Consider the following 18,852-nt stretch of genomic DNA (forward strand, 5'->3'; position numbering starts at 1 on the left):
TGTTACCTTATGAGTCATTTGTTTTTAAAACAACAAGATAGATGGATGCTCTCCCTTTTTCCTTGCTACATTTCGCTCTGAGTCGCTGCCTCAACGCGGTGTTTAGCCAAAGTAATAATAAGAGACTGCTAAATGAAAAGTGCCGTTAACGCCCTACAAAACTTCGGAAAATCACTCTACGGGCCTGTGCTTATTTTACCTATCGTCGGTTTATTTATCGCGTTCGGTAATGTATTGGGCAATGGCAACCTGGCCGAATATTTACCGTTCCTCGGCCATTCCTCTATTCAGCACACGGGCGTGTTGATTTCTAAATCTGCCGTTTCGGTTCTGTCGAACCTTGCGCTGGTATTCGGTGTCGGCATTCCCATTGGTCTTGCTGCAAAAGACAAAGGCTATGCCGCACTCATTGGTCTGGTCACATTTATCGTCTTCATTAATGCGATGAACGTAACATTGCAATTGCAGGGCGAGTTAGCGCCAGTCGACCAAATGCGTGCCGCAGGGCAAAGTATGGTTTTAGGCGTACAAGTTCTTGAGATGGGTGTCTTTGCCGGGATTCTCACCGGCGCGCTTTCAGGATATCTGTACAACCGTTATTCCGGCGTACAGTTTTCTGGCGCGATGGCCATTTACTCCGGCCACTGTTTTGTCGCCATTATTATGCTGCCGGTTTCAATGCTATTAGGCGTTGTGATGAGCGAACTCTGGCCGTTTGATCAGCATGGCATTAGCGCACTGGCGCTGGCGATTAAAGGTGCCGGGGCATTTGGCGTTGCCATCTACGGTTTCCTGGAACGTATTCTGGTGCCAACGGGCCTGCATCACCTGGTTTATACCCCATTCCTGTATACCGAATTAGGCGGGACTGCTGATGTTTGCGGCAGTGTTTATCAGGGTGCGCGCAACATTTACTTCGCAGAAATGGCGTGTCCGAGCGTCCATCAACTTAGCAGCACCGTAGTGTGGGATGCGCGTGGCATCAGCAAAATGTTCGGTCTGCCTGCTGCGGCACTCGCCATGTATATGACAGCAAAACCTCAGCGCAAAGCAGCGGCCAAAGCCATTCTCATTCCTGCGGCGCTGACGTCCATGTTGGTTGGCGTGACTGAGCCGCTGGAGTTTTCCTTCTTGTTTGTCGCCCCGCTGCTGTTCGGTGTGCATGCGGTGCTAACCGGCATAGGTATGATGCTGTTCTATCTGCTGGGCGTTCACGCCATCGGTGCCAACGGCATTATCGATTTCATTCTCTATAACCTGCCGCTTGGCACTGAAAAATCCAACTGGCCGATGTATATCGCCGTCGGGCTGACGATGTCGGTTATCTATTTCCTGGTGTTCCGCTTCCTGATTCGCCGTTTCGACATGAAAACGCCAGGGCGTGAGAGTGATGACCAGGAGACAAAGTTATATAGCAAACAAGAGTATCAAGCCAAAGGCAGTAATGACGGGCTTGGTGAAGCTATCGTGGAAGGCCTCGGTGGCCGGGCCAATATTGAAGTGGTCGACAACTGTTATACCCGCCTGCGAGTCACAGTGCGTGATGTGTCAGTTATCGACGAACCCCGCCTCAAATCAACTGGCGCGAAAGGGGTGATTAAACAAGGTAATAACGTTCAGGTGGTCTACGGGCTGCATGTCAAAAAAATGCGTGAAGCAGTAGAGACGTTTCTCTAAAGGAGTCAATGATGTTTAAACCCCCGTTTATTTTGTCCATTGCCGGTGGCGGTAGTACTTACACGCCGGGCATTGTTAAAAGCCTGATGGTGCGCCTGGCCGATTTCCCGTTAGCTGAAATTCGCCTTTACGATATTGATGGTGAACGCCAGTCGGTCATTGCTCCGGTAGTTGAGAAAGTCATTCGCGACCATAGCCAGAGCATCAAATTTACCGTTACTACTGACCCTGAGGTGGCATTTAGCGGCGCTCATTTTGTCTTCGCACAAATGCGCGTCGGGCAATATAAGATGCGTGAACAGGATGAAAAAATTCCTCTACGCCATGGTGTGGTTGGGCAAGAAACCTGCGGGCCAGGCGGGCTGGCATATGGCCTGCGCACCATTTTGCCGATGGTCGAGTTATGTGATTTTGTTGAGCGTTATGCCCATCAAAAAGCGTGGATTGTGAACTATTCCAACCCGGCGGCAATTGTTGCTGAAGGCGTGCGTCGCCTGCGCCCGAAAGCGCGAGTGCTCAATATTTGTGATATGCCGGTTGCGGCGATGCGCAATATGGGTGCCATCCTCGGGGTTGACCGCCACAAGCTCGAAGTTGATTACTTCGGCCTGAACCATTTCGGCTGGTTTACCCGTGTGCTGGTTGATGGTGAAGATCGCCTGCCAGAGCTGCGCCGCCATATCGCTAAGTTTGGCCTGCTGACAGAAGATGCCGCGCAAACCGATCCGCAGCATTCTGACCCGTCATGGGTGAAAACCTGGCGCCACATTAAGCCGATTATGGATCATTTCCCGGAATACCTGCCGAATCCATATTTGCAGTATTACCTGATGCCGAACGATATCGTTCGGCATCAAAACCCGGACTACACCCGGGCTAACGAAGTAATGAATGGGCGTGAGAAAAAACTGTTTGCCGCCGCCGCGGAATACAAGCAAACCGGTATTTTGCCGGATGCCTTCCACGTAGGTGTGCACGGCGTGTTTATTGTTGATGTCGCCTGCTCTCTGGCCTTTGATTTACGCCAGCGCCATCTGGTCATTGTGGAAAATAAAGGAGCGATTGCCAACCTGCCGTACGATGCAATGGTTGAAGTTCCTGCATATATCACTTCCGAAGGGCCAGAACCGGTGCGCATGGGCGCGGTTCCACTGTTCCATCAGACATTGTTGATGCAGCAGTTAGCCTCAGAGCAGTTGCTGGTTGAAGCTACCATCGAAGGCAGTTACGAGAAGGCGTTGCAGGCGTTTACGCTTAACCGCACCGTGCCAACCATGCAGCATGCAAAAGCGATTCTCGACGACATGATTGAAGCTAATCGCGATTACTGGCCGCAACTTCAACAGGCGTGGCGAAACGGGGAGTTAGTAAAAGTTTAAATTTACGGCACACCTCGCAGCGGTGGATATGGTTGCTTGTCGGTTTGCCGAAAAACACCGACAATCTGATAGTGAATAATCATTCGGAGGCAACCATGTCCACCTCTTTCTTCGTCGCGGGCGACTGGCTCGCAGAACATATTAATGATGAGAATATCCAGATTATTGATGCTCGCATGTTGCCTCCAGGCCAGGAGCATCGTGATATCGCTGGCGAATATCGTGCCGGCCACCTGCCTGGCGCGGTATTTTTCGATATTGAAGCCCTTTCCGACCACACCAGTCCACTGCCCCATATGATGCCACGCGCTGAAGCCTTTGCTGTCGCCATGAGAGAGCTGGGTATCAGTAGTGATAAACATCTGGTCGTTTATGATGAAGGTAATCTGTTCTCCGCACCACGAGCATGGTGGATGCTGCGTACCTTCGGCGTTGAAAATGTGTCGATTCTTGCAGGCGGCCTGACCGACTGGCAGCGCGAAGAACTGCCTCTACAACAAGGTGATGTTCAATTGCCGGAGGGCGAATTCGCCGTGAATTTCGATCCAATGGTGATTAAGCGCCTGACCGATGTTCTGCTGGTTAGCCATGAAGGCACTGCGCAGATTGTTGATGCCCGCCCTGCCCCGCGTTTTAAAGCACAAGTGGATGAACCTCGTCCTGGTTTAAGACGTGGGCATATTCCAGGTGCTGTGAACGTGCCCTGGGGCGATCTGGTAGAAAATGGCCAGTTGAAAACGACCGATGAACTGAGTGAAATCTTTACCCGCCAGGGCGTTAGCTTTGATAAACCGATTATCGCCAGTTGCGGTTCAGGCGTAACGGCCGCCGTGGTCGTCCTTGCGTTAACTACACTTGGCGTTAACGGTGTTTCACTCTACGACGGCTCCTGGAGTGAATGGGGTGCACGCGCAGATTTACCTGTCGAACCAGCCCAATCCCAGTAATGGACAACCGACTGGCTGGTCTTCTTGAGCGCGGGGAATCTTTAACCCGCGCTGAATACCGCGTTCTTTCGCATCTGACAAACCATCCGCTGCTGGTAGGTAATATCACAGTCCGGGAACTTGCTCAGGTGACGTTTGTTTCTAGCGCGACCATTATGCGGTTGTGCCAGAAACTAGGATTTAGCGGTTTCAGTGAGTTTATCTGGCACTGTAAGCAACTGCTTTCCAGCACTCCGCATATTGCAAACCAGCCTGCCCAGCCCGCTTCCGCATTGCCGGTTTTATTCGACCAGTTTGTCGATAATTACCGCCAGACTTTCCGTTGGGTCACACCCGAACTAATGGCGAAGTTTGCTACGCTATTGCGCGAAAAAGAGAGCTTCTTTTTATACGGCGCGGGGTTTTCCTATTTATTCGCTGAATATCTGACAAAGAAACTTCAGGTGCTCGGAAAAACTGCCTTTATTTCCGGGCCTGGCGATAGCCGGGGAATATTTCTCAGTAATGCCTCGAAGTATCAGGTATTCATCGCCATTTCTCGAAGCGGTGAAACTGAGCAAGTTTTGGATAAGGCGCGAATTGCACAAAATGTGGGGATGTCGATCGTGGCATTTACACGGGCTTCGCCAAACAGTTTGTCCGGGCTGGCTGATGTGCACTTTCCACTGTATGACGAGGCAATCCACTATGCAGCTGAAGCCGCAGGGATCACCTCGTTTGAGTCGAATCTGGTGATGCTTATCGATTTATTGCTGTTGCAGGCAACAGCATAAAAAATCAGATAATCCGATTGGTTTTAAAATCGCGCAGGAAGCTTCCCCAACGGCGCTCATAGAATGGCGTTATATGCGCCATCATAAAGTGACTGATACCCTTCTCACCTTCCACCACCTGGCAGATATCGACCGGTTCATCGCCAGGGATTGTATCCGTGGCAACACTTCCCGCCTGGCGAATAATCGCTTCGATATCACCTTCTGCTTCAATACCAATCAGCAGATTTGGCTGTTCGTCGGCGTGTTCTTTAATCGAGCAGACAAAAGCACGCTTCACGGTTTTCAGGTTTTTAAACAGAGTAGTGAGCGAATCAACCATTTGTGCAGGTGGCTCACCGACTTCGGAAAGCAGCAAAGATGTCCCGCCATCCAGCACTTCCTGCTGGGTTAAAGGATCGCTTTCAGCGCTGATTAAGTGCGTAATTTCACGCGGGGTAAATTCTTTGCCAGTTGGCAATTTTGCATTCAGAAACAGCGTCGCGCCCTGCGTCATTTCAAACAGCGTGCGCACCGGCATCACAACAAATGCCTGCTCGTGGCTAATAGCTTGTTGAAGCGCCTCAACAGAGGTGAAGAACGGAATGACTGAGGTGCCATCGTCTTTTTCCCAGTGCTGCAATTCAACAGCACTATCGGCGTCAATGGCCTCGCCTTCAGCAGCAGTCCCCGGTACCCAAACGGTGGATTCCAGTAACACGCGGAAGAATGCCGGGCGATGAGCGGGTTCAGTGGCCGCCTGCTCAAGCAGCGTTTCAAGTTCATTTTTGAGTTCTGACATGGTCGTTCCAGGGGAAAGCATAATTTGTAGGGTGGATTAACGAATTGCCATCCACCATTTACTTGAGAAGGTGGCGGATGGCACAAGCTTATCCGCCCTACAAAAGTCGTGTTACTTACTAACTAACAGATTCGCAATCGCGCGCACACCAATGCCTGTTGCGCCAGCAGACCACTGCTCAACAGCACCTTTACGGTAAGTAGCAGAGCAGTCAATGTGCAGCCAACCTTCGTGATAGTTTTCCACAAAGTGGGACAAGAACCCGGCAGCGGTGCTCGCACCTGCTGGGAAGGACGCGTTAGAGGTGTTGTTTAGCTCAGCAAAGTTAGACGGCAGTTGGTTGCGGTGGAACTCAGCCAGCGGCAAGCGCCAGAATGGCTCATTTTCTGCCGCAGCGCTTTCCATCAGGCGGTTTACCAGCCTATCATCGAAGCTGAACAGCGCGTGATAATCGTTACCCAACGCAGTTTTCGCCGCACCGGTTAAGGTGGCGCAGTCGATGATCAGTTCTGGTTTTTGCGCACAAGCGTCAATCAAGCCATCAGCCAACACCAGGCGGCCTTCCGCATCGGTATTCATGATCTCAACGGTTTTGCCGTTGCGATATTTAATGATGTCACCCAGTTTGAAGGCGTTGCCGCTGACCAGGTTGTCCGCGCAACAAAGGTACAATTTCACACGCTTATCCAGACCGCGAGTGATAGCAAAGGCCAGTGCACCGGTAATGGTGGCAGCGCCGCCCATATCGGATTTCATAGAGTCCATGAACGCGCTTTGCTTCATGCTGTAGCCACCGGAGTCGAAGGTGATACCTTTACCGACCAGGCAGGCATAAACCGGTGCATCCGGGTTGCCAGTTGGGTTGTAATCCAGTGCCAGCAGTACCGGTGGGCGCTCGGAGCCACGGCCAACAGTGTGGATGCCCATATAATTCTGCTCGCGCAGATCTTCGCCTTTGGTGATGCGGTAAGAAACGTTATCGCAGGCTACATCACACAGCAGGTCAACCGCGCGAGACGCGAGCTGTTCCGGGCCGAGTTCTTCAGCAGGGGTGTTAATGGTGTGGCGAACCCAATCGATAATTTTCAGGCGGTTGTTGAGTTCTTTTTGTTCTTCATCGCTCAGCACAGCCCAGTCAACTTTACGGGTGCCTTTTGGCGCACGGTAACCCTGCCAGAATGCCCAGCTTTTCTCGACATCCCAGCCATCACCCGCCAGCTGTACGTGCTTCAAACCCTGGCCGTCAATTTTACGAGCCGCACGTTGGATTAGCCCCAGGTCATCTTTGCCTGTTAGGTGCAGGGTAATTCCTTCGTCATTAATACTATAAGCGGCTTTTTCGCCCCAACGCGCATCGGCAGGCGACGTGGATAGCGTGATTTTCATGGCTTCTGACATTTTCTTTTCCTTATACTTTTCAGCTCATGCTTCATATAAAAACGGGCCGCCTGAGGCAGCCCGCTTGGTTCAATTAATCAGTCTCATCTAACCAGACTAACAGAATCGCTTCCAGAATTTTTTCATTGGATGCGCCTGGATCGTCATCAAAATCTTCCAAATCGCAGACCCACTGGTGCAGATCGGTAAAACGTACCGTTTTTGGATCAAGATCCGGGCGGCTATCGTACAGAGCTTCACCAATTTCGCGGCTATCGGTCCATTTCAGTCCCATAAGCTACTCCTGTTAGTGCTCACGTGCATGGTTGATGGTGTAACGTGGCATTTCAACCACAAGATCTTCATCCGTTACACGCGCCTGGCAGCTTAAGCGGCTTTCAGGTTCGAGACCCCAGGCTTTGTCCAACATGTCGTCTTCGTCTTCCGTGCTTTCAGCAAGGGAGTCGAAACCTTCACGCACGACACAGTGGCAAGTGGTGCAAGCACAGGATTTTTCACAGGCGTGTTCAATCTCAATACCGTTGCGCAGCGCAACATCAAGAATGGTTTCACCGACATTCGCTTCCAAAACTGCACCATCTGGACACAAATCCTGATGAGGCAGAAAAACAATCTTTGGCATGTTAAACCTCGTCCACGGAGTGGCCTTTCAGCGCCTTACGGATTGATTCATCCATACGACGTGCGGCGAAATCCTGTGTTTGTTTGTCTACGTTTTTAATGGCTTGTTCAATCGCATCAATGTCATCACCGGCAGCGGCGGCATGAAGTGCCGCCATTGCAGCGTCGATATCTGCGCGTTCTGCACTGCTCAACAGCACAGCATCTGTCGCTAATGCACCCTGCAAACTTTCCAGCACGCGGGCCGCATCGACTTTTTGTTCTGCGAGCATGCGCGCTTTCACGTCATGCTCGGCATAGCTCATGGAGTCCTGAATCATGCTGGCGATTTCGCCATCGCTCAGGCCATAAGAAGGTTTCACCTGGATAGACGCTTCAACGCCAGTGGATTTCTCCATGGCGGTGACGCTCAGCAAGCCGTCTGCATCAACCTGGAAGGTGACGCGAATATGCGCGCCGCCCGCAGGCATTGCAGGTATTCCACGTAGTGCAAAACGAGCCAGGGAACGGCAATCTTGCACCAGTTCGCGCTCGCCCTGCATCACATGAATCGACATTGCCGTTTGGCCGTCTTTGAAAGTCGTGAAGTCCTGTGCACGCGCTACCGGAATTGTGGTGTTACGTGGAATGACTTTCTCAACCAGGCCGCCCATGGTTTCGAGGCCGAGCGACAGCGGAATAACATCCAGTAATAGCATTTCGCTATCCGGCTTGTTACCCACCAGAATATCCGCCTGAATGGCTGCACCAATGGCGACAACTTTATCCGGGTCAATGGAAGTCAGCGGCGTGCGGCCAAAGAATTCGCCAACACGTTCGCGCACTAATGGCACACGGGTTGAACCGCCAACCATGACGACTTCCAGCACTTCATCCGCTTCAACTCCTGCATCTTTCAGCGCACGACGGCAAGCCAGCAAAGTACGCTTAACCAGCGCTGCAATCAGTTCGTTGAACTGTTCGCGAGTCACGGTGCCCGTCCAGCCAGCCACTTCTACGGTAGCCGTTTCAGCATCACTCAGGGCGATTTTCGCGGCAATAGCGGCGTCGAGTAACTGACGCTGAACGCGGTCGTCGCTGCGATCGGCAACGCCAGCTTGCTCACGCAGCCAGTCAGCTAACAGATGGTCAAAGTCATCGCCGCCCAGCGCAGAGTCGCCGCCGGTTGCCATGACTTCAAACACGCCGCGGCTTAAGCGCAGAATAGAAATATCAAACGTACCGCCGCCCAAATCGTAAACCGCGATAACGCCCTCTTTGCCAGAATCCAGACCGTAGGCGATAGCCGCGGCGGTCGGTTCATTAAGCAGGCGCAGCACATGCAAGCCAGCCAGACGCGCGGCGTCTTTAGTGCCCTGACGTTGTGCATCGTCAAAATAAGCAGGTACGGTAATCACCACGCCATCAAGTTCACCTTCCAGCGCTTCGGTTGCGCGCGCGGCAAGTGCTTTGAGGATGTCGGATGAAATACGAATAGGGTTCAGTAGCCCGGCCGGGGTGTCGATCATCGGCAGGCCATTTTCACTCGCTTTGAATGAATAAGGCAGATGCGGGTAACGAGTCTGGATATCAGCGAGCGAGCGGCCCATCAGACGTTTTACCGAGCTGATAGTGTTTGCCGGATCGGTTGCAGCTTGCGCTCGCGCGTCCCAGCCCACGTTCAGGCCTTGTTGCTGATAGTGCACCACAGAAGGAAGCAGATGACGCCCTTCATGGTCAGGCAGCGTTTCAGCTTGCCCGCTGCGAACAGTTGCAACCAGTGAATTGGTGGTGCCTAAATCGATACCTGCCGCAAGCTTACGCTGATGAGGTGCCGCACTCAGGCCCGGCTCACTAATTTGTAATAACGCCATATTGAGCTTCCAGTTAAAAATCGAGCAGCTTTTCTTCGAGTTGTTCTATTTGGCTGCGCAGTTTATCGAGAAAACGCAGTTTACGCACAGTATCCGCCGCCTGCGTCCAGTCCTGATTATCCAGTTGCTGTACCATCAAAGCCATGCGGTTTTTCACCATCGCACTAACATTGCCGCTAAAAGCTTCCAGGCGGTCGCTATCTTTGGCGTGCTCGATATTATCAAGCTCTTCGCGCAATTCGAGTTGTTCCATCAAAAACGCGGTATCACGCACGGTATGCTGTTCGTTCGCCAGATCAAAACCGTTGAGGGAGAGAATGTACTCGGCGCGCGGCAATGGGTGACGCAACGTATGCCAGGCCTGGTTGATGGTCGCAGATTGTTGGACCGCCAACAGCTGTTCCGCCTGAGGGCGGCTGGTGTATTTATCAGGGTGGAACTGGCGTTGCAGCTCCTGGTAACGGGTAGCAAGCAGCTCAGTGTTGAGGGCGAAGCCTACCGGTAACCCAAAGAGGGTGAAGTAATCCATAACAGACTCGGGGTTTCATAGTAGAGCGTGATACCCCGTACAACTAACGCTACACGGGGTATTTGCGAGTATCAGACGTGGAAGCTTTCACCGCAGCCACACTCATCTTTCACGTTAGGGTTAGTAAATTTAAACCCTTCGTTAAGACCTTCTTTGACGAAGTCGAGCTCGGTACCGTCTAAAAATTGCAGGCTTTTACCATCGATGACCACTTTCACGCCTTTGTCTTCGAACACGGTGTCTTCTGCCATCGGTTCATCAACAAATTCCAGAACATAAGCCATGCCAGAACAGCCAGAAGTACGAACACCTAAACGCAAACCAAAGCCTTTTCCGCGGTTAGCTAAGAAGGCATTCACACGATCGGCAGCGCTATGGCTAAGGGTAATCGACATACAACAACCTCAATCAAATTTACTATTTAGCTTCACGCTTGCTTTTATAATCCGCGATAGCCGCTTTAATCGCGTCTTCTGCAAGGATTGAGCAGTGAATCTTCACCGGTGGCAGTTCGAGTTCTTCTGCAATGTCGGTGTTTTTGATAGCCTGCGCTTCATCCAGAGATTTACCTTTAACCCATTCGGTTACCAGCGAGCTGGAAGCGATGGCAGAGCCACAGCCGTAGGTTTTGAAACGCGCGTCTTCAATGATACCGTCATTGTTGACTTTGATCTGCAACTTCATCACGTCACCACATGCTGGTGCACCCACCATGCCGGAACCGACGCTGTCATCGCTGTTATCAAAAGAACCAACGTTGCGCGGGTTCTCGTAGTGATCAATTACTTTTTCGCTGTAAGCCATTTTTTATTCTCCTGAATCCGATATCGACGCTCGAAACGAGCGATTAGTGATGAGCCCATTCGATGGAATTAATATCCACGCCCTGCTTAAACATGTCCCACAGTGGAGAAAGTTCGCGCAGACGGCCAATGGACTTACGTACCAGTTCGATGGTGTAGTCGATCTCTTCTTCAGTAGTAAAACGACCTAAAGAGAAACGGATAGAGCTGTGAGCCAGTTCGTCGGTCATACCCAGTGCGCGCAGCACATAGGATGGCTCGAGGCTTGCTGATGTACAGGCAGACCCGGAAGAAACCGCAAGGTCTTTAAGCGCCATAATCAGCGACTCACCTTCAACGTAGTTAAAGCTCACGTTGAGGATAGTTGGCACGCCATTTTCCAGGTCGCCGTTCAGATATACTTCTTCCATATCTTTCACGCCGTTCCACAGACGGTTACGCAGCGCACGCAGACGGGACATTTCGGTCTCCATCTCTTCTTTAGCGATACGGTAAGCTTCTCCCATACCTGCAATCTGGTGAACAGGCAGAGTACCCGAACGCATGCCGCGCTCGTGACCGCCACCGTGTACCTGAGCTTCGATACGAATACGTGGCTTGCGGCGAACATACAGCGCGCCGATCCCTTTCGGGCCATAGATTTTGTGACCAGAGAAAGACATCAGGTCAACTTTAAGGGTGCTCAAGTCGATAGGCAGTTTGCCCACGCTCTGAGTTGCATCAACGTGATAGATAATGCCACGCGCACGGCACATTTCGCCGATTTTCGCGATATCTTGCACCACGCCGATTTCGTTATTCACGTGCATGATAGAAACCAGAATGGTGTCGTCACGCATCGCTGCTTCCAGCACGTTCAGGTCAACAATACCGTTGCTCTGTGGTGCCAGATAAGTCACTTCAAAACCTTCACGCTCAAGCTGGCGACAGGTGTCCAGCACAGCTTTGTGTTCGGTTTTAACGGTGATGATGTGCTTGCCTTTCTTCTGATAGAAGTTAGCCGCACCTTTGATAGCGAGGTTATCAGATTCAGTTGCACCGGAAGTAAAGACGATTTCACGCGGGTCTGCACCAACCAGTTCAGCGATTTGGTTACGGGCGATATCAACAGCTTCTTCTGCCTGCCAACCGAAACGGTGAGAACGAGAAGCCGGGTTACCGAAGGTTCCGTCCATAGTCAAAAACTGCATCATTTTCTGCGCAACACGCGGGTCAACCGGCGTAGTCGCAGAGTAATCGAGATAAATCGGTAATTTCATTGCTCTTAAACTCCGTACATCACTCAATGCAATGAATCAGGCAACAGGCTGAATGAACGACCTTGTTGACGGAGCATGACACCCCGGCCTAATTCTGAAATCTATTTTATTTTTACCCTAAATAGTGCGTGTTGCAGCAAGGCGGCAAACTTGAGAGTCCCCAGGAGCTTACATCAGGTAAGTGACTGGGGCGAACAAGTGCGGCCAACGCAGTTGCAACCCGAAATATGACGGGTAAATTATGCGCGCAGTTTAACGTCGATTGCGTCTTGAGCGCGCGTGCTGCGATGGTTTTCACTGTGCTGACGGCCAGAGACGTCCAACACTTCCTGGTTATTCACCAGTTCACCCAAAGTGATGTTATTCAGAAAACCAGTCAAACGGTCACTCAGGTCGCGCCACAGTGCGTGAGTCAGGCACTTATCGCCGCCCTGACAACCACCTTTACCGTCGCCACCTTTGCCCGCGCAACGCGTTGCATCGACAGATTCATCTACGGCACTAATAACTTCGCCGACTGCGATGCTGTTTGCTTCTTTACCCAGCAGATAACCGCCACCAGGACCACGAACGCTGGCAACCAGGCCATTTTTACGCAGGCGGGAGAATAACTGCTCCAGGTAGGAGAGTGAGATTCCCTGACGTTCAGAAATATCAGCCAACGGTACTGGACCTGATTCGGAGTTCAACGCAACGTCAAGCATTGCGGTCACAGCATAACGTCCTTTCGATGTCAGTCTCATGTCTTACTTAACCTCAAATCGCCCCTCGAACCGGGGGTTTTTTATAAATGTGATTGTCACATAGCAGGTCGCAAGTCTGACATTCCCGAGTAAATTGGTCAACTATTTAACCCAGTAATTTACTCAAGTATTATTTGCCGGATTTTTTCTCGTTATCAATAGAAGAAAGCATGCCGCGCAGAATGTTAAGCTCTTGAGTTTCCGGGCGTGCACGGTTATACAAGCGGCGTAATTTGCTCATAATCTGTCCCGGATGGCTGGTGCGAATAAAGCCGGTTTTCAGCAATACTTGTTCCAGGTGAACGTAAAAACGCTCAAGATCGTCAGCCGATGGATACTGAGTCTGATCTTCAACAACGGCAACTTCTTTGCCCTCTTCTTGAGTAGCAAGCCAGGCGATACGTACTTCATAGGCAAGGATTTGCACGGCCATTGCCAGGTTCAGCGAGCTGTATTCTGGATTTGCCTGGATCGCGACGTGGTAATGGCATTTCTGCAATTCGTCATTGGTTAAACCAACACGTTCGCGGCCAAACACAATTGCCACGGGTGCATGTTGCGCTTCAGAAATACTCTTTAGACCACATTCGCGCGGATCGAGCATCGGCCAAGGCAGCGTGCGTGAACGCGCACTAGTGCCGACCACCAGACTGCAACCGGCTAACGCTTCATCCAGCGTATCGACAATTTTCGCTTCACCAATAACATCACTGGCGCCCGCCGCGAGTGCGATTGCCTGAGAGTCAGGTTTTACCAGTGGATTAACCAGCCACAGATTTGTCAGCCCCATGGTTTTCATTGCACGAGCTACAGAGCCCATGTTGCCGGTGTGGGAGGTTTCAACCAGCACTATACGTACGTTTTGCAGCATCGTTGACTCATAGCCTGAAAAGATTATCGCGATATCCTATCATAACCCTGGGACATATTCCGAACGCTCTGCTATACTCCGCCGCGTTTTCCCGTTCTTTAACATCCAGAGAGAGACCGATGCATCCGATGCTCACCATCGCCGTGCGCGCTGCGCGCAAGGCGGGCAATTTAATTGCCAAGAACTACGAAACCCCTGACGCTGTAGAAGCGAGTCAAAAAGGGAGCAACGATTTTGTGACTAACGTAGATAAAGAGGCTGAGCGCCTGATTATCGAAATTATCCGCAAATCCTACCCGCAACACACCATTGTCGCTGAAGAATCAGGCGAACTGGCGGGTACCGAGCAGGATGTGCAATGGGTTATCGATCCTCTGGATGGCACTTCAAACTTCATCAAACGTTTGCCGCACTTCTCTGTATCTATCGCTGTTCGTGTTAAAGGCCGCACCGAGGTTGCCGTCGTTTATGACCCAATGCGTAATGAGCTGTTCACAGCCGTTCGTGGTCAAGGCGCACAGCTGAACGGTTACCGTCTGCGCGGCAGCAATGCACGTGACCTCGATGGCACCATTCTGGCAACGGGCTTCCCATTCAAGCTCAAGCAACACGCCACTCCATATATCAACATCGTTGCTAAACTGTTCACTCAGTGTGCTGACTTCCGTCGTACCGGTTCTGCTGCACTGGATCTGGCATACGTTGCGGCTGGCCGTGTTGATGGTTTCTTCGAGATTGGCCTGAAGCCTTGGGATTTCGCAGCTGGTGAACTGATTGCTCGCGAATCTGGTAGCCTGGTATGTGATTTCACCGGCGGCCATAACCACCTGACCAGCGGCAACATCGTTGCAGGTAACCCACGTGTTGTTAAAGCGATGCTGGCAACCATGCGTGATGAACTGAGCGAAGCGCTGAAGCGTTAATCTCAGAAAATGCCTTCCCGTCGGGAAGGCATTCAATTAAAAAGGTCGAATCCCGCGCATTACCGGTTGAGCACTCAGCCACATCACCACTGCTGCTAATACTAAAATGCCACCGCCTGCAAATGCCAGTGTTGCCCAGGCAACTTGCCGCCATAAAACGGGTGCTTTGTTACCACTAATGCGTACCGCAAGCTGACGGAACCCGTGGACTAAAAAGGCCAGGCCAGAAATGGTAATTGATGTGCCGGCAGCCATCGCAAGCGTCGACATCACTCCCCAGCTATACACACCAATCACTTTGCTAAACAGCAGCACCATAATTGCCCCGGAGCATGGGCGCATCCCCATGGATAAAACAATCATCATTCGGGCACGCCAGTCTTCTCCTGCTGCAAGCTGTTGCTGCGTGGGTAAATGCTGATGACCACAGCCACATTTTTCATCATGTACATGATGAGGCGTGAATGAAGTGAAACGCTTCGGTTTTCGCAGCACACGTTGCAATTTACGTAGGGCTCGACCGCACAACATCACACCTAAAACCCCCACCAGCAAATAGCTTCCCTTCTCAAGCCAAAAACTACTCATGTGCAATTGGCGCGACGGCAACGCCAGAATACCCAGCACTATCGTTACCAACCCAATCGCCACCAACCCTTGCAATAAAGATGCTGCAAACGTCAATTTAAGGCTGCTTTTCAGGCGTGATGGATGTGTCGCAAGCCAGGTCGTAATAACTATTTTCCCATGGCCGGGCCCTAATGCGTGAAGCACACCATAAACAAAACTAAATGACAGCAACGACCAACCTGCACGCGCAGGGTTCTCGGCAACCTCACGCAGAAGTGTGCTCATTTGCTGGTTAATCGATTTCTGCCACATCGCACTGTCGATGAGGATTTGCGGCCAGTAATACCACAAGCTGTAAAGTGCTCCTGCACAAACCAGCAGGAAGAATGCCAGTGGCCACAGGTGAAGCCAACGGCGTGAATGGGGTTTAGCTGAAGGCATTACTGACATTGCAATATCACCTGTTGAGCAAACTGTTTACCCAGTTCCATATCCTCGGGAGGGGCATCGGCTTTATCCAGCGATTGCGCGAAAGCCAGCGTATCTTCGTTTGGCTGCGGGGTTTTCACCGCGATTTTGCAAAGTGAGTCTAATGTTTTCGGCAATTTGGCATCACTGGCGTTGTCATAACTCATATCGACAAAATAGGTCGGGTCGAACGTCGCAAACTGATACGTCTGCCCCTTCAATGGTTGCGGATGTGCAAGCGGCAAAACAAAGGTCAACACGGCCTGATGTCCTACTCGAGCAAGGCCATACTCAGGCGGCAGGTTATTAAAGGTCACTTTTTTACCGTTATGCCAAAACTCAGTGAAGTAATGCTGGCCCAAAACATTGGCCATGACTTCGGCTGCCAATTTCTTCCACACCGGTGAGTCAGGTTTGGCATTACCCGCGTCATACAGTAGATCTGCTGAAGTGATTTCATCCATCGTCCACTGCATTTTAAGGCCAGTAAGCTGGTCGTTTTCGGTCATCACCGTCGTCACAAGGGTGATAAAACTATGTGGGTGTGCCAAAGCCACCGGACTAAAAAGCACGCTACTCAAGGCGAAAAACGCAATTCTGTTACACATTTTCCTGCTCATTATTCTCTCAAGCTTAAAATTCTGTGAGCCAGTCAGAATTACGTAATTAAAAAGCTCATATGTGGCTCTCTACGACAAAAGGTTTAGCTACTCTTAGCATTAATAACTTTGACTTGGTTACGCGGATGATGACACTGCTCTCCCCACCACCATCTGTACTCTCCAGTCCGCAGCGCCGCTGCCACCTGCTTTTGTTGCTTTACTTACCGGGCCAAACCGTCACTCCCGAGATCCTCGCAAGGCTCAACGGGGTCGATGACACCAAAGCCCTGCAAGATATAGCCGACACCGGCGATGAAATCCAGCGCTATCACCGGCTGAGGCTTATCACACAGCAGGATGGTAGCTATCGGATTGAGGGCACATCTTTAGACCGCCGTCTGTGCTTATTGCACTGGTTACGCCGTGCGTTGCGTCTATGCCCACACTTTGTGCAGCAGCAGTTTACCCCTGCGCTTAAAACCCAGCTTAAACAGCAAGGGATCCTGACTGCGTTATATGACGAGAAAAACCTCCAGGCGCTGATCGGTCTTTGCGCACGACGATTACAACGGCAATTTGATAGCCGCGACGTACAATTTTTAACGCTGTTTTTGCAGTACTGTTTGCACCAGCATCATGCTGGGATCACACCAGAATTCACTGAGCAGCAACGCGCGTGGACGCAAATACGCCCGGAGTTTGTGGCAGCGCTTGAGATTGCCCGCCACTGGAAGCGTCGCATGTTGCAATCAGCCAACGAAAACGAGCAATTATTCCTGGCGCTATTATTCCAGTTACTACGCACTCCCGACCCGATTCACGACAATCATGAGCAAGATTTACGCTTACGCTCGGCTATTTGCGGAATGATTGCTCGCTTTCGCGAGCTGGCGGGTATGTCCTTTAGCGATGAACAAGGCCTGAGTGACCAACTCTACATTCATCTTGCTCAGGCACTGGATCGTTGCCAGTTCGGTATTGGGATTGATAACAGCCTACCGGAAGAAATAACCCGCCTTTACCCACGCTTAATGCGCACCACACGTGAAGCGTTCAATGATTTTGAAAACCATTTTGAAATGCGTTTTTCAGATGAAGAAGTGGGACTGGTGGCTGTGATATTCGGAGCATGGCTGATGCAGGAAAATGATCTGCATGAAAAGCAGGTTTTGCTGCTCACTGGCAATAATATTGAACTTGAACAGAGTGTTGAACAGCAGCTTCGCGAGCTCACGTTACTGCCGCTCAATATTAAACACCTGACGATTCACAGTTACCAAAAAGAGGGGGCGCCGAAAGAAGTCGTGTTGGTGATTACACCCTACTCCACCACATTGCCACTGTACTCACCGCCACTGATTCACGTCACGCTGCCGCTGGGTGATCACCAGCAGCAGCAGATCCGTAAGATTATTGAGTGTTAACGCAATATGAAACGGGGCGTGGCCGAATGAACAATGCAGGAACGGCCACCAGCGCCATAACCCAGAACACATTGCCCTGCATGTGCTGATACAGATAGCCGGAGAACATGGTCATAATGGCAATCCCACCGCCCATTGCTACGGCTGAATAGACAGCCTGCAAACGGATCACTTCATTACCTTCGCGCGCGGAGATATAACGCATCGCCGCCAGGTGGCAAACAGTGAAACTACCGCAGTGCAGGATTTGCGCGGCAATCAGCCACGGCAAATCGGTGGTCCAGGCCATCAGGCTCCAACGCAGTATTCCTGTCACACCAGAAAGCAGCAGTAAGTCCCGCGCACTCCAGTTGCGGAACAACTTGTTGCTGAGCGCAAAAATCACAATTTCCGCGACAACACCCAGCGACCATAGATACCCGACAACCGAAGCAGAATACCCTGCGCCCTGCCAGTAAATCGCACTGAACCCGTAGTAAGCCGCGTGGGCACCTTGTAATAACGTTACACAGGCAAGAAAACGCCATGAACCGAGCACCAGTTTTTTCCAGGCAGGCCAGCCCGCACCCTCTTGATGGCGAGTTTCACCTTGCGGCATCACGGATGGGCGCAGCATCATGCCGATAAGCATTGATGCGACACCAATGCTCAACAGCACCAGAATCGCCTGATAGCTAAACATGCTCACCAGTTTGCCCGTCATGGCGGAACCTATCACAAACGCCAGCGATCCCCACAAGCGTACACGGCCATAATCCATGGTGATTTGACGCTGCCAGGTTCCAGCCAACGCATCGGTAAGCGGCACCAGCGGTGAGAAGAACAGGTTAAAACCGACCATCACAATCAAAAGCCAGGTGGCGGTTTGCCCAAACCAGAAAGCAACGGCAAATAGCAAAGTGAGTAAGGCAAGTAAACGCAGAGCAAAGACAAGTCGGGAAGGGTCGGTAACTCGAGGTGCAAGAAGCAAACTACCAAGGAAACGGGCGATTAATCCAGCCCCTAACAACAGTCCTATGGTTTCAGGTGGTAGACCAACTCCGGCAAGCCAGACACTCCAGAATGGCAGGAAAATCCCGTAGCTAAAGAAGTAGGTAAAATAACTGAGCGCCAGCCAGCGCGTTGAATGCAAAACCATGATCCCTCCCGTTTTGGAGGCGCTAGTGTGTCCGAGCGCTGGCGTGCTTGCAAGCATTCATTAACAGACTAATAACACGCAATAATTAAACGG

At 51.3% G+C, this 18,852-nt stretch carries 20 protein-coding genes; 6 read left to right on the forward strand and 14 right to left on the reverse strand.

Features of this window, described 5'->3' with window-relative positions:
- Positions 1-132 precede the first annotated feature (132 nt).
- The 4 genes from M979_RS11990 to M979_RS12005 all read left to right on the forward strand — a co-directional run bounded on the left by M979_RS11990 (position 133) and on the right by M979_RS12005 (position 4,776).
- Positions 133-1,677 carry a PTS transporter subunit EIIC gene (locus M979_RS11990; protein WP_064555062.1) on the forward strand — a complete coding sequence of 515 codons (1,545 nt, stop codon included), beginning with the start codon at positions 133-135 and terminating at the stop codon, positions 1,675-1,677.
- A gap of 11 nt (positions 1,678-1,688) precedes the next feature.
- Positions 1,689-3,056: a 6-phospho-alpha-glucosidase gene (locus M979_RS11995; protein ID WP_064555063.1), complete on the forward strand. Its 1,368-nt coding sequence runs from the start codon at positions 1,689-1,691 to the stop codon at positions 3,054-3,056.
- Between the two features lie 95 nt (positions 3,057-3,151).
- Positions 3,152-4,003 carry a 3-mercaptopyruvate sulfurtransferase gene (sseA, locus tag M979_RS12000; RefSeq protein WP_064555064.1) on the forward strand — a complete coding sequence of 284 codons (852 nt, stop codon included), beginning with the start codon at positions 3,152-3,154 and terminating at the stop codon, positions 4,001-4,003.
- Positions 4,003-4,776 carry a MurR/RpiR family transcriptional regulator gene (locus M979_RS12005; protein WP_034459197.1) on the forward strand — a complete coding sequence of 258 codons (774 nt, stop codon included), beginning with the start codon at positions 4,003-4,005 and terminating at the stop codon, positions 4,774-4,776. The genes sseA and M979_RS12005 overlap by 1 nt, the downstream gene beginning before the upstream one ends.
- A 4-nt stretch (positions 4,777-4,780) precedes the next feature.
- On the opposite strand, the gene sseB is transcribed toward M979_RS12005, so the two are convergent.
- The 11 genes from sseB to trmJ all read right to left on the reverse strand — a co-directional run bounded on the left by sseB (position 4,781) and on the right by trmJ (position 13,634).
- Positions 4,781-5,557 (reverse strand): enhanced serine sensitivity protein SseB, encoded by a 777-nt coding sequence (gene sseB / locus M979_RS12010; RefSeq protein ID WP_034459199.1) that lies wholly within the window; start codon positions 5,555-5,557, stop codon positions 4,781-4,783.
- Between the two features lie 111 nt (positions 5,558-5,668).
- Entirely contained in the window at positions 5,669-6,955 is a 1,287-nt protein-coding gene (pepB, locus tag M979_RS12015; RefSeq protein WP_064555065.1) for an aminopeptidase PepB, read from the reverse strand.
- A gap of 73 nt (positions 6,956-7,028) precedes the next feature.
- Complete coding sequence (gene iscX, locus M979_RS12020; RefSeq protein WP_034459203.1) at positions 7,029-7,229, reverse strand: Fe-S cluster assembly protein IscX; 201 nt, start codon at positions 7,227-7,229, stop codon at positions 7,029-7,031.
- Between the two features lie 12 nt (positions 7,230-7,241).
- Entirely contained in the window at positions 7,242-7,577 is a 336-nt protein-coding gene (gene fdx, locus M979_RS12025) for an ISC system 2Fe-2S type ferredoxin (protein ID WP_034459208.1), read from the reverse strand.
- A 1-nt stretch (position 7,578) separates the two neighbouring features.
- Complete coding sequence (gene hscA, locus M979_RS12030) at positions 7,579-9,429, reverse strand: Fe-S protein assembly chaperone HscA (RefSeq protein ID WP_064555066.1); 1,851 nt, start codon at positions 9,427-9,429, stop codon at positions 7,579-7,581.
- Positions 9,430-9,442: 13 nt separating this feature from the next.
- Positions 9,443-9,958 (reverse strand): co-chaperone HscB, encoded by a 516-nt coding sequence (gene hscB, locus M979_RS12035; protein WP_064555067.1) that lies wholly within the window; start codon positions 9,956-9,958, stop codon positions 9,443-9,445.
- A gap of 71 nt (positions 9,959-10,029) precedes the next feature.
- Positions 10,030-10,353 (reverse strand): iron-sulfur cluster assembly protein IscA, encoded by a 324-nt coding sequence (gene iscA, locus M979_RS12040; RefSeq protein ID WP_034459215.1) that lies wholly within the window; start codon positions 10,351-10,353, stop codon positions 10,030-10,032.
- Between the two features lie 22 nt (positions 10,354-10,375).
- Positions 10,376-10,762, reverse strand: a complete 387-nt coding sequence (gene iscU / locus M979_RS12045) for a Fe-S cluster assembly scaffold IscU (RefSeq protein WP_034459216.1) — start codon at positions 10,760-10,762, stop codon at positions 10,376-10,378.
- 43 nt (positions 10,763-10,805) lie between these two features.
- Positions 10,806-12,020, reverse strand: coding sequence for an IscS subfamily cysteine desulfurase (locus tag M979_RS12050; protein ID WP_034459218.1), 1,215 nt, complete (start codon positions 12,018-12,020; stop codon positions 10,806-10,808).
- Between the two features lie 239 nt (positions 12,021-12,259).
- Positions 12,260-12,763: a Fe-S cluster assembly transcriptional regulator IscR gene (gene iscR, locus M979_RS12055; protein WP_034459221.1), complete on the reverse strand. Its 504-nt coding sequence runs from the start codon at positions 12,761-12,763 to the stop codon at positions 12,260-12,262.
- A gap of 130 nt (positions 12,764-12,893) precedes the next feature.
- A complete protein-coding gene (trmJ, locus tag M979_RS12060; protein WP_034459223.1) occupies positions 12,894-13,634 on the reverse strand; it encodes a tRNA (cytosine(32)/uridine(32)-2'-O)-methyltransferase TrmJ in 741 nt (246 codons plus the stop codon).
- A gap of 119 nt (positions 13,635-13,753) precedes the next feature.
- Between trmJ and suhB the strand changes: the two genes are divergently transcribed.
- Positions 13,754-14,557 carry an inositol-1-monophosphatase gene (gene suhB, locus M979_RS12065; RefSeq protein ID WP_034459225.1) on the forward strand — a complete coding sequence of 268 codons (804 nt, stop codon included), beginning with the start codon at positions 13,754-13,756 and terminating at the stop codon, positions 14,555-14,557.
- Positions 14,558-14,593: 36 nt separating this feature from the next.
- Here suhB and M979_RS12070 read toward each other — a convergent pair whose 3' ends face one another.
- Together M979_RS12070 and M979_RS12075 are read right to left on the reverse strand one after the other, a co-directional pair.
- Positions 14,594-15,577, reverse strand: coding sequence for a nickel/cobalt transporter (locus M979_RS12070; protein ID WP_064555068.1), 984 nt, complete (start codon positions 15,575-15,577; stop codon positions 14,594-14,596).
- Positions 15,568-16,203: a DUF1007 family protein gene (locus tag M979_RS12075; protein ID WP_157093240.1), complete on the reverse strand. Its 636-nt coding sequence runs from the start codon at positions 16,201-16,203 to the stop codon at positions 15,568-15,570. The genes M979_RS12070 and M979_RS12075 overlap by 10 nt, the downstream gene beginning before the upstream one ends.
- A 137-nt stretch (positions 16,204-16,340) precedes the next feature.
- On the opposite strand from M979_RS12075, the gene csiE reads away from it, so the two are divergent.
- Entirely contained in the window at positions 16,341-17,621 is a 1,281-nt protein-coding gene (gene csiE, locus M979_RS12080; protein ID WP_064555070.1) for a stationary phase inducible protein CsiE, read from the forward strand.
- On the opposite strand, the gene M979_RS12085 is transcribed toward csiE, so the two are convergent.
- Entirely contained in the window at positions 17,608-18,759 is a 1,152-nt protein-coding gene (locus M979_RS12085; protein ID WP_064555071.1) for a 3-phenylpropionate MFS transporter, read from the reverse strand. The two genes, csiE and M979_RS12085, sit on opposite strands and share 14 nt — an antisense overlap.
- Positions 18,760-18,852: the final 93 nt, after the last annotated feature.

The sequence above is a fragment of the Buttiauxella noackiae ATCC 51607 genome (genome assembly GCF_001654865.1).
In the GTDB taxonomy this organism is placed as follows: Bacteria; Pseudomonadota; Gammaproteobacteria; order Enterobacterales; family Enterobacteriaceae; genus Buttiauxella; species Buttiauxella noackiae.

Excerpts from the sequence above, each read along its gene's own strand:
- M979_RS11990 (WP_064555062.1), top strand. The coding sequence starts at position 133 with ATGAAAAGTGCCGTTAACGCCCTACAAAACTTCGGAAAATCACTCTAC.
- M979_RS11995 (WP_064555063.1), top strand. The coding sequence starts at position 1,689 with ATGTTTAAACCCCCGTTTATTTTGTCCATTGCCGGTGGCGGTAGTACT.
- sseA (WP_064555064.1), top strand. The coding sequence starts at position 3,152 with ATGTCCACCTCTTTCTTCGTCGCGGGCGACTGGCTCGCAGAACATATT.
- M979_RS12005 (WP_034459197.1), top strand. The coding sequence starts at position 4,003 with ATGGACAACCGACTGGCTGGTCTTCTTGAGCGCGGGGAATCTTTAACC.
- sseB (WP_034459199.1), bottom strand. The coding sequence starts at position 5,557 with ATGTCAGAACTCAAAAATGAACTTGAAACGCTGCTTGAGCAGGCGGCC.
- pepB (WP_064555065.1), bottom strand. The coding sequence starts at position 6,955 with ATGTCAGAAGCCATGAAAATCACGCTATCCACGTCGCCTGCCGATGCG.
- iscX (WP_034459203.1), bottom strand. The coding sequence starts at position 7,229 with ATGGGACTGAAATGGACCGATAGCCGCGAAATTGGTGAAGCTCTGTAC.
- fdx (WP_034459208.1), bottom strand. The coding sequence starts at position 7,577 with ATGCCAAAGATTGTTTTTCTGCCTCATCAGGATTTGTGTCCAGATGGT.
- hscA (WP_064555066.1), bottom strand. The coding sequence starts at position 9,429 with ATGGCGTTATTACAAATTAGTGAGCCGGGCCTGAGTGCGGCACCTCAT.
- hscB (WP_064555067.1), bottom strand. The coding sequence starts at position 9,958 with ATGGATTACTTCACCCTCTTTGGGTTACCGGTAGGCTTCGCCCTCAAC.
- iscA (WP_034459215.1), bottom strand. The coding sequence starts at position 10,353 with ATGTCGATTACCCTTAGCCATAGCGCTGCCGATCGTGTGAATGCCTTC.
- iscU (WP_034459216.1), bottom strand. The coding sequence starts at position 10,762 with ATGGCTTACAGCGAAAAAGTAATTGATCACTACGAGAACCCGCGCAAC.
- M979_RS12050 (WP_034459218.1), bottom strand. The coding sequence starts at position 12,020 with ATGAAATTACCGATTTATCTCGATTACTCTGCGACTACGCCGGTTGAC.
- iscR (WP_034459221.1), bottom strand. The coding sequence starts at position 12,763 with ATGAGACTGACATCGAAAGGACGTTATGCTGTGACCGCAATGCTTGAC.
- trmJ (WP_034459223.1), bottom strand. The coding sequence starts at position 13,634 with ATGCTGCAAAACGTACGTATAGTGCTGGTTGAAACCTCCCACACCGGC.
- suhB (WP_034459225.1), top strand. The coding sequence starts at position 13,754 with ATGCATCCGATGCTCACCATCGCCGTGCGCGCTGCGCGCAAGGCGGGC.
- M979_RS12070 (WP_064555068.1), bottom strand. The coding sequence starts at position 15,577 with ATGTCAGTAATGCCTTCAGCTAAACCCCATTCACGCCGTTGGCTTCAC.
- M979_RS12075 (WP_157093240.1), bottom strand. The coding sequence starts at position 16,203 with ATGTGTAACAGAATTGCGTTTTTCGCCTTGAGTAGCGTGCTTTTTAGT.
- csiE (WP_064555070.1), top strand. The coding sequence starts at position 16,341 with ATGATGACACTGCTCTCCCCACCACCATCTGTACTCTCCAGTCCGCAG.
- M979_RS12085 (WP_064555071.1), bottom strand. The coding sequence starts at position 18,759 with ATGGTTTTGCATTCAACGCGCTGGCTGGCGCTCAGTTATTTTACCTAC.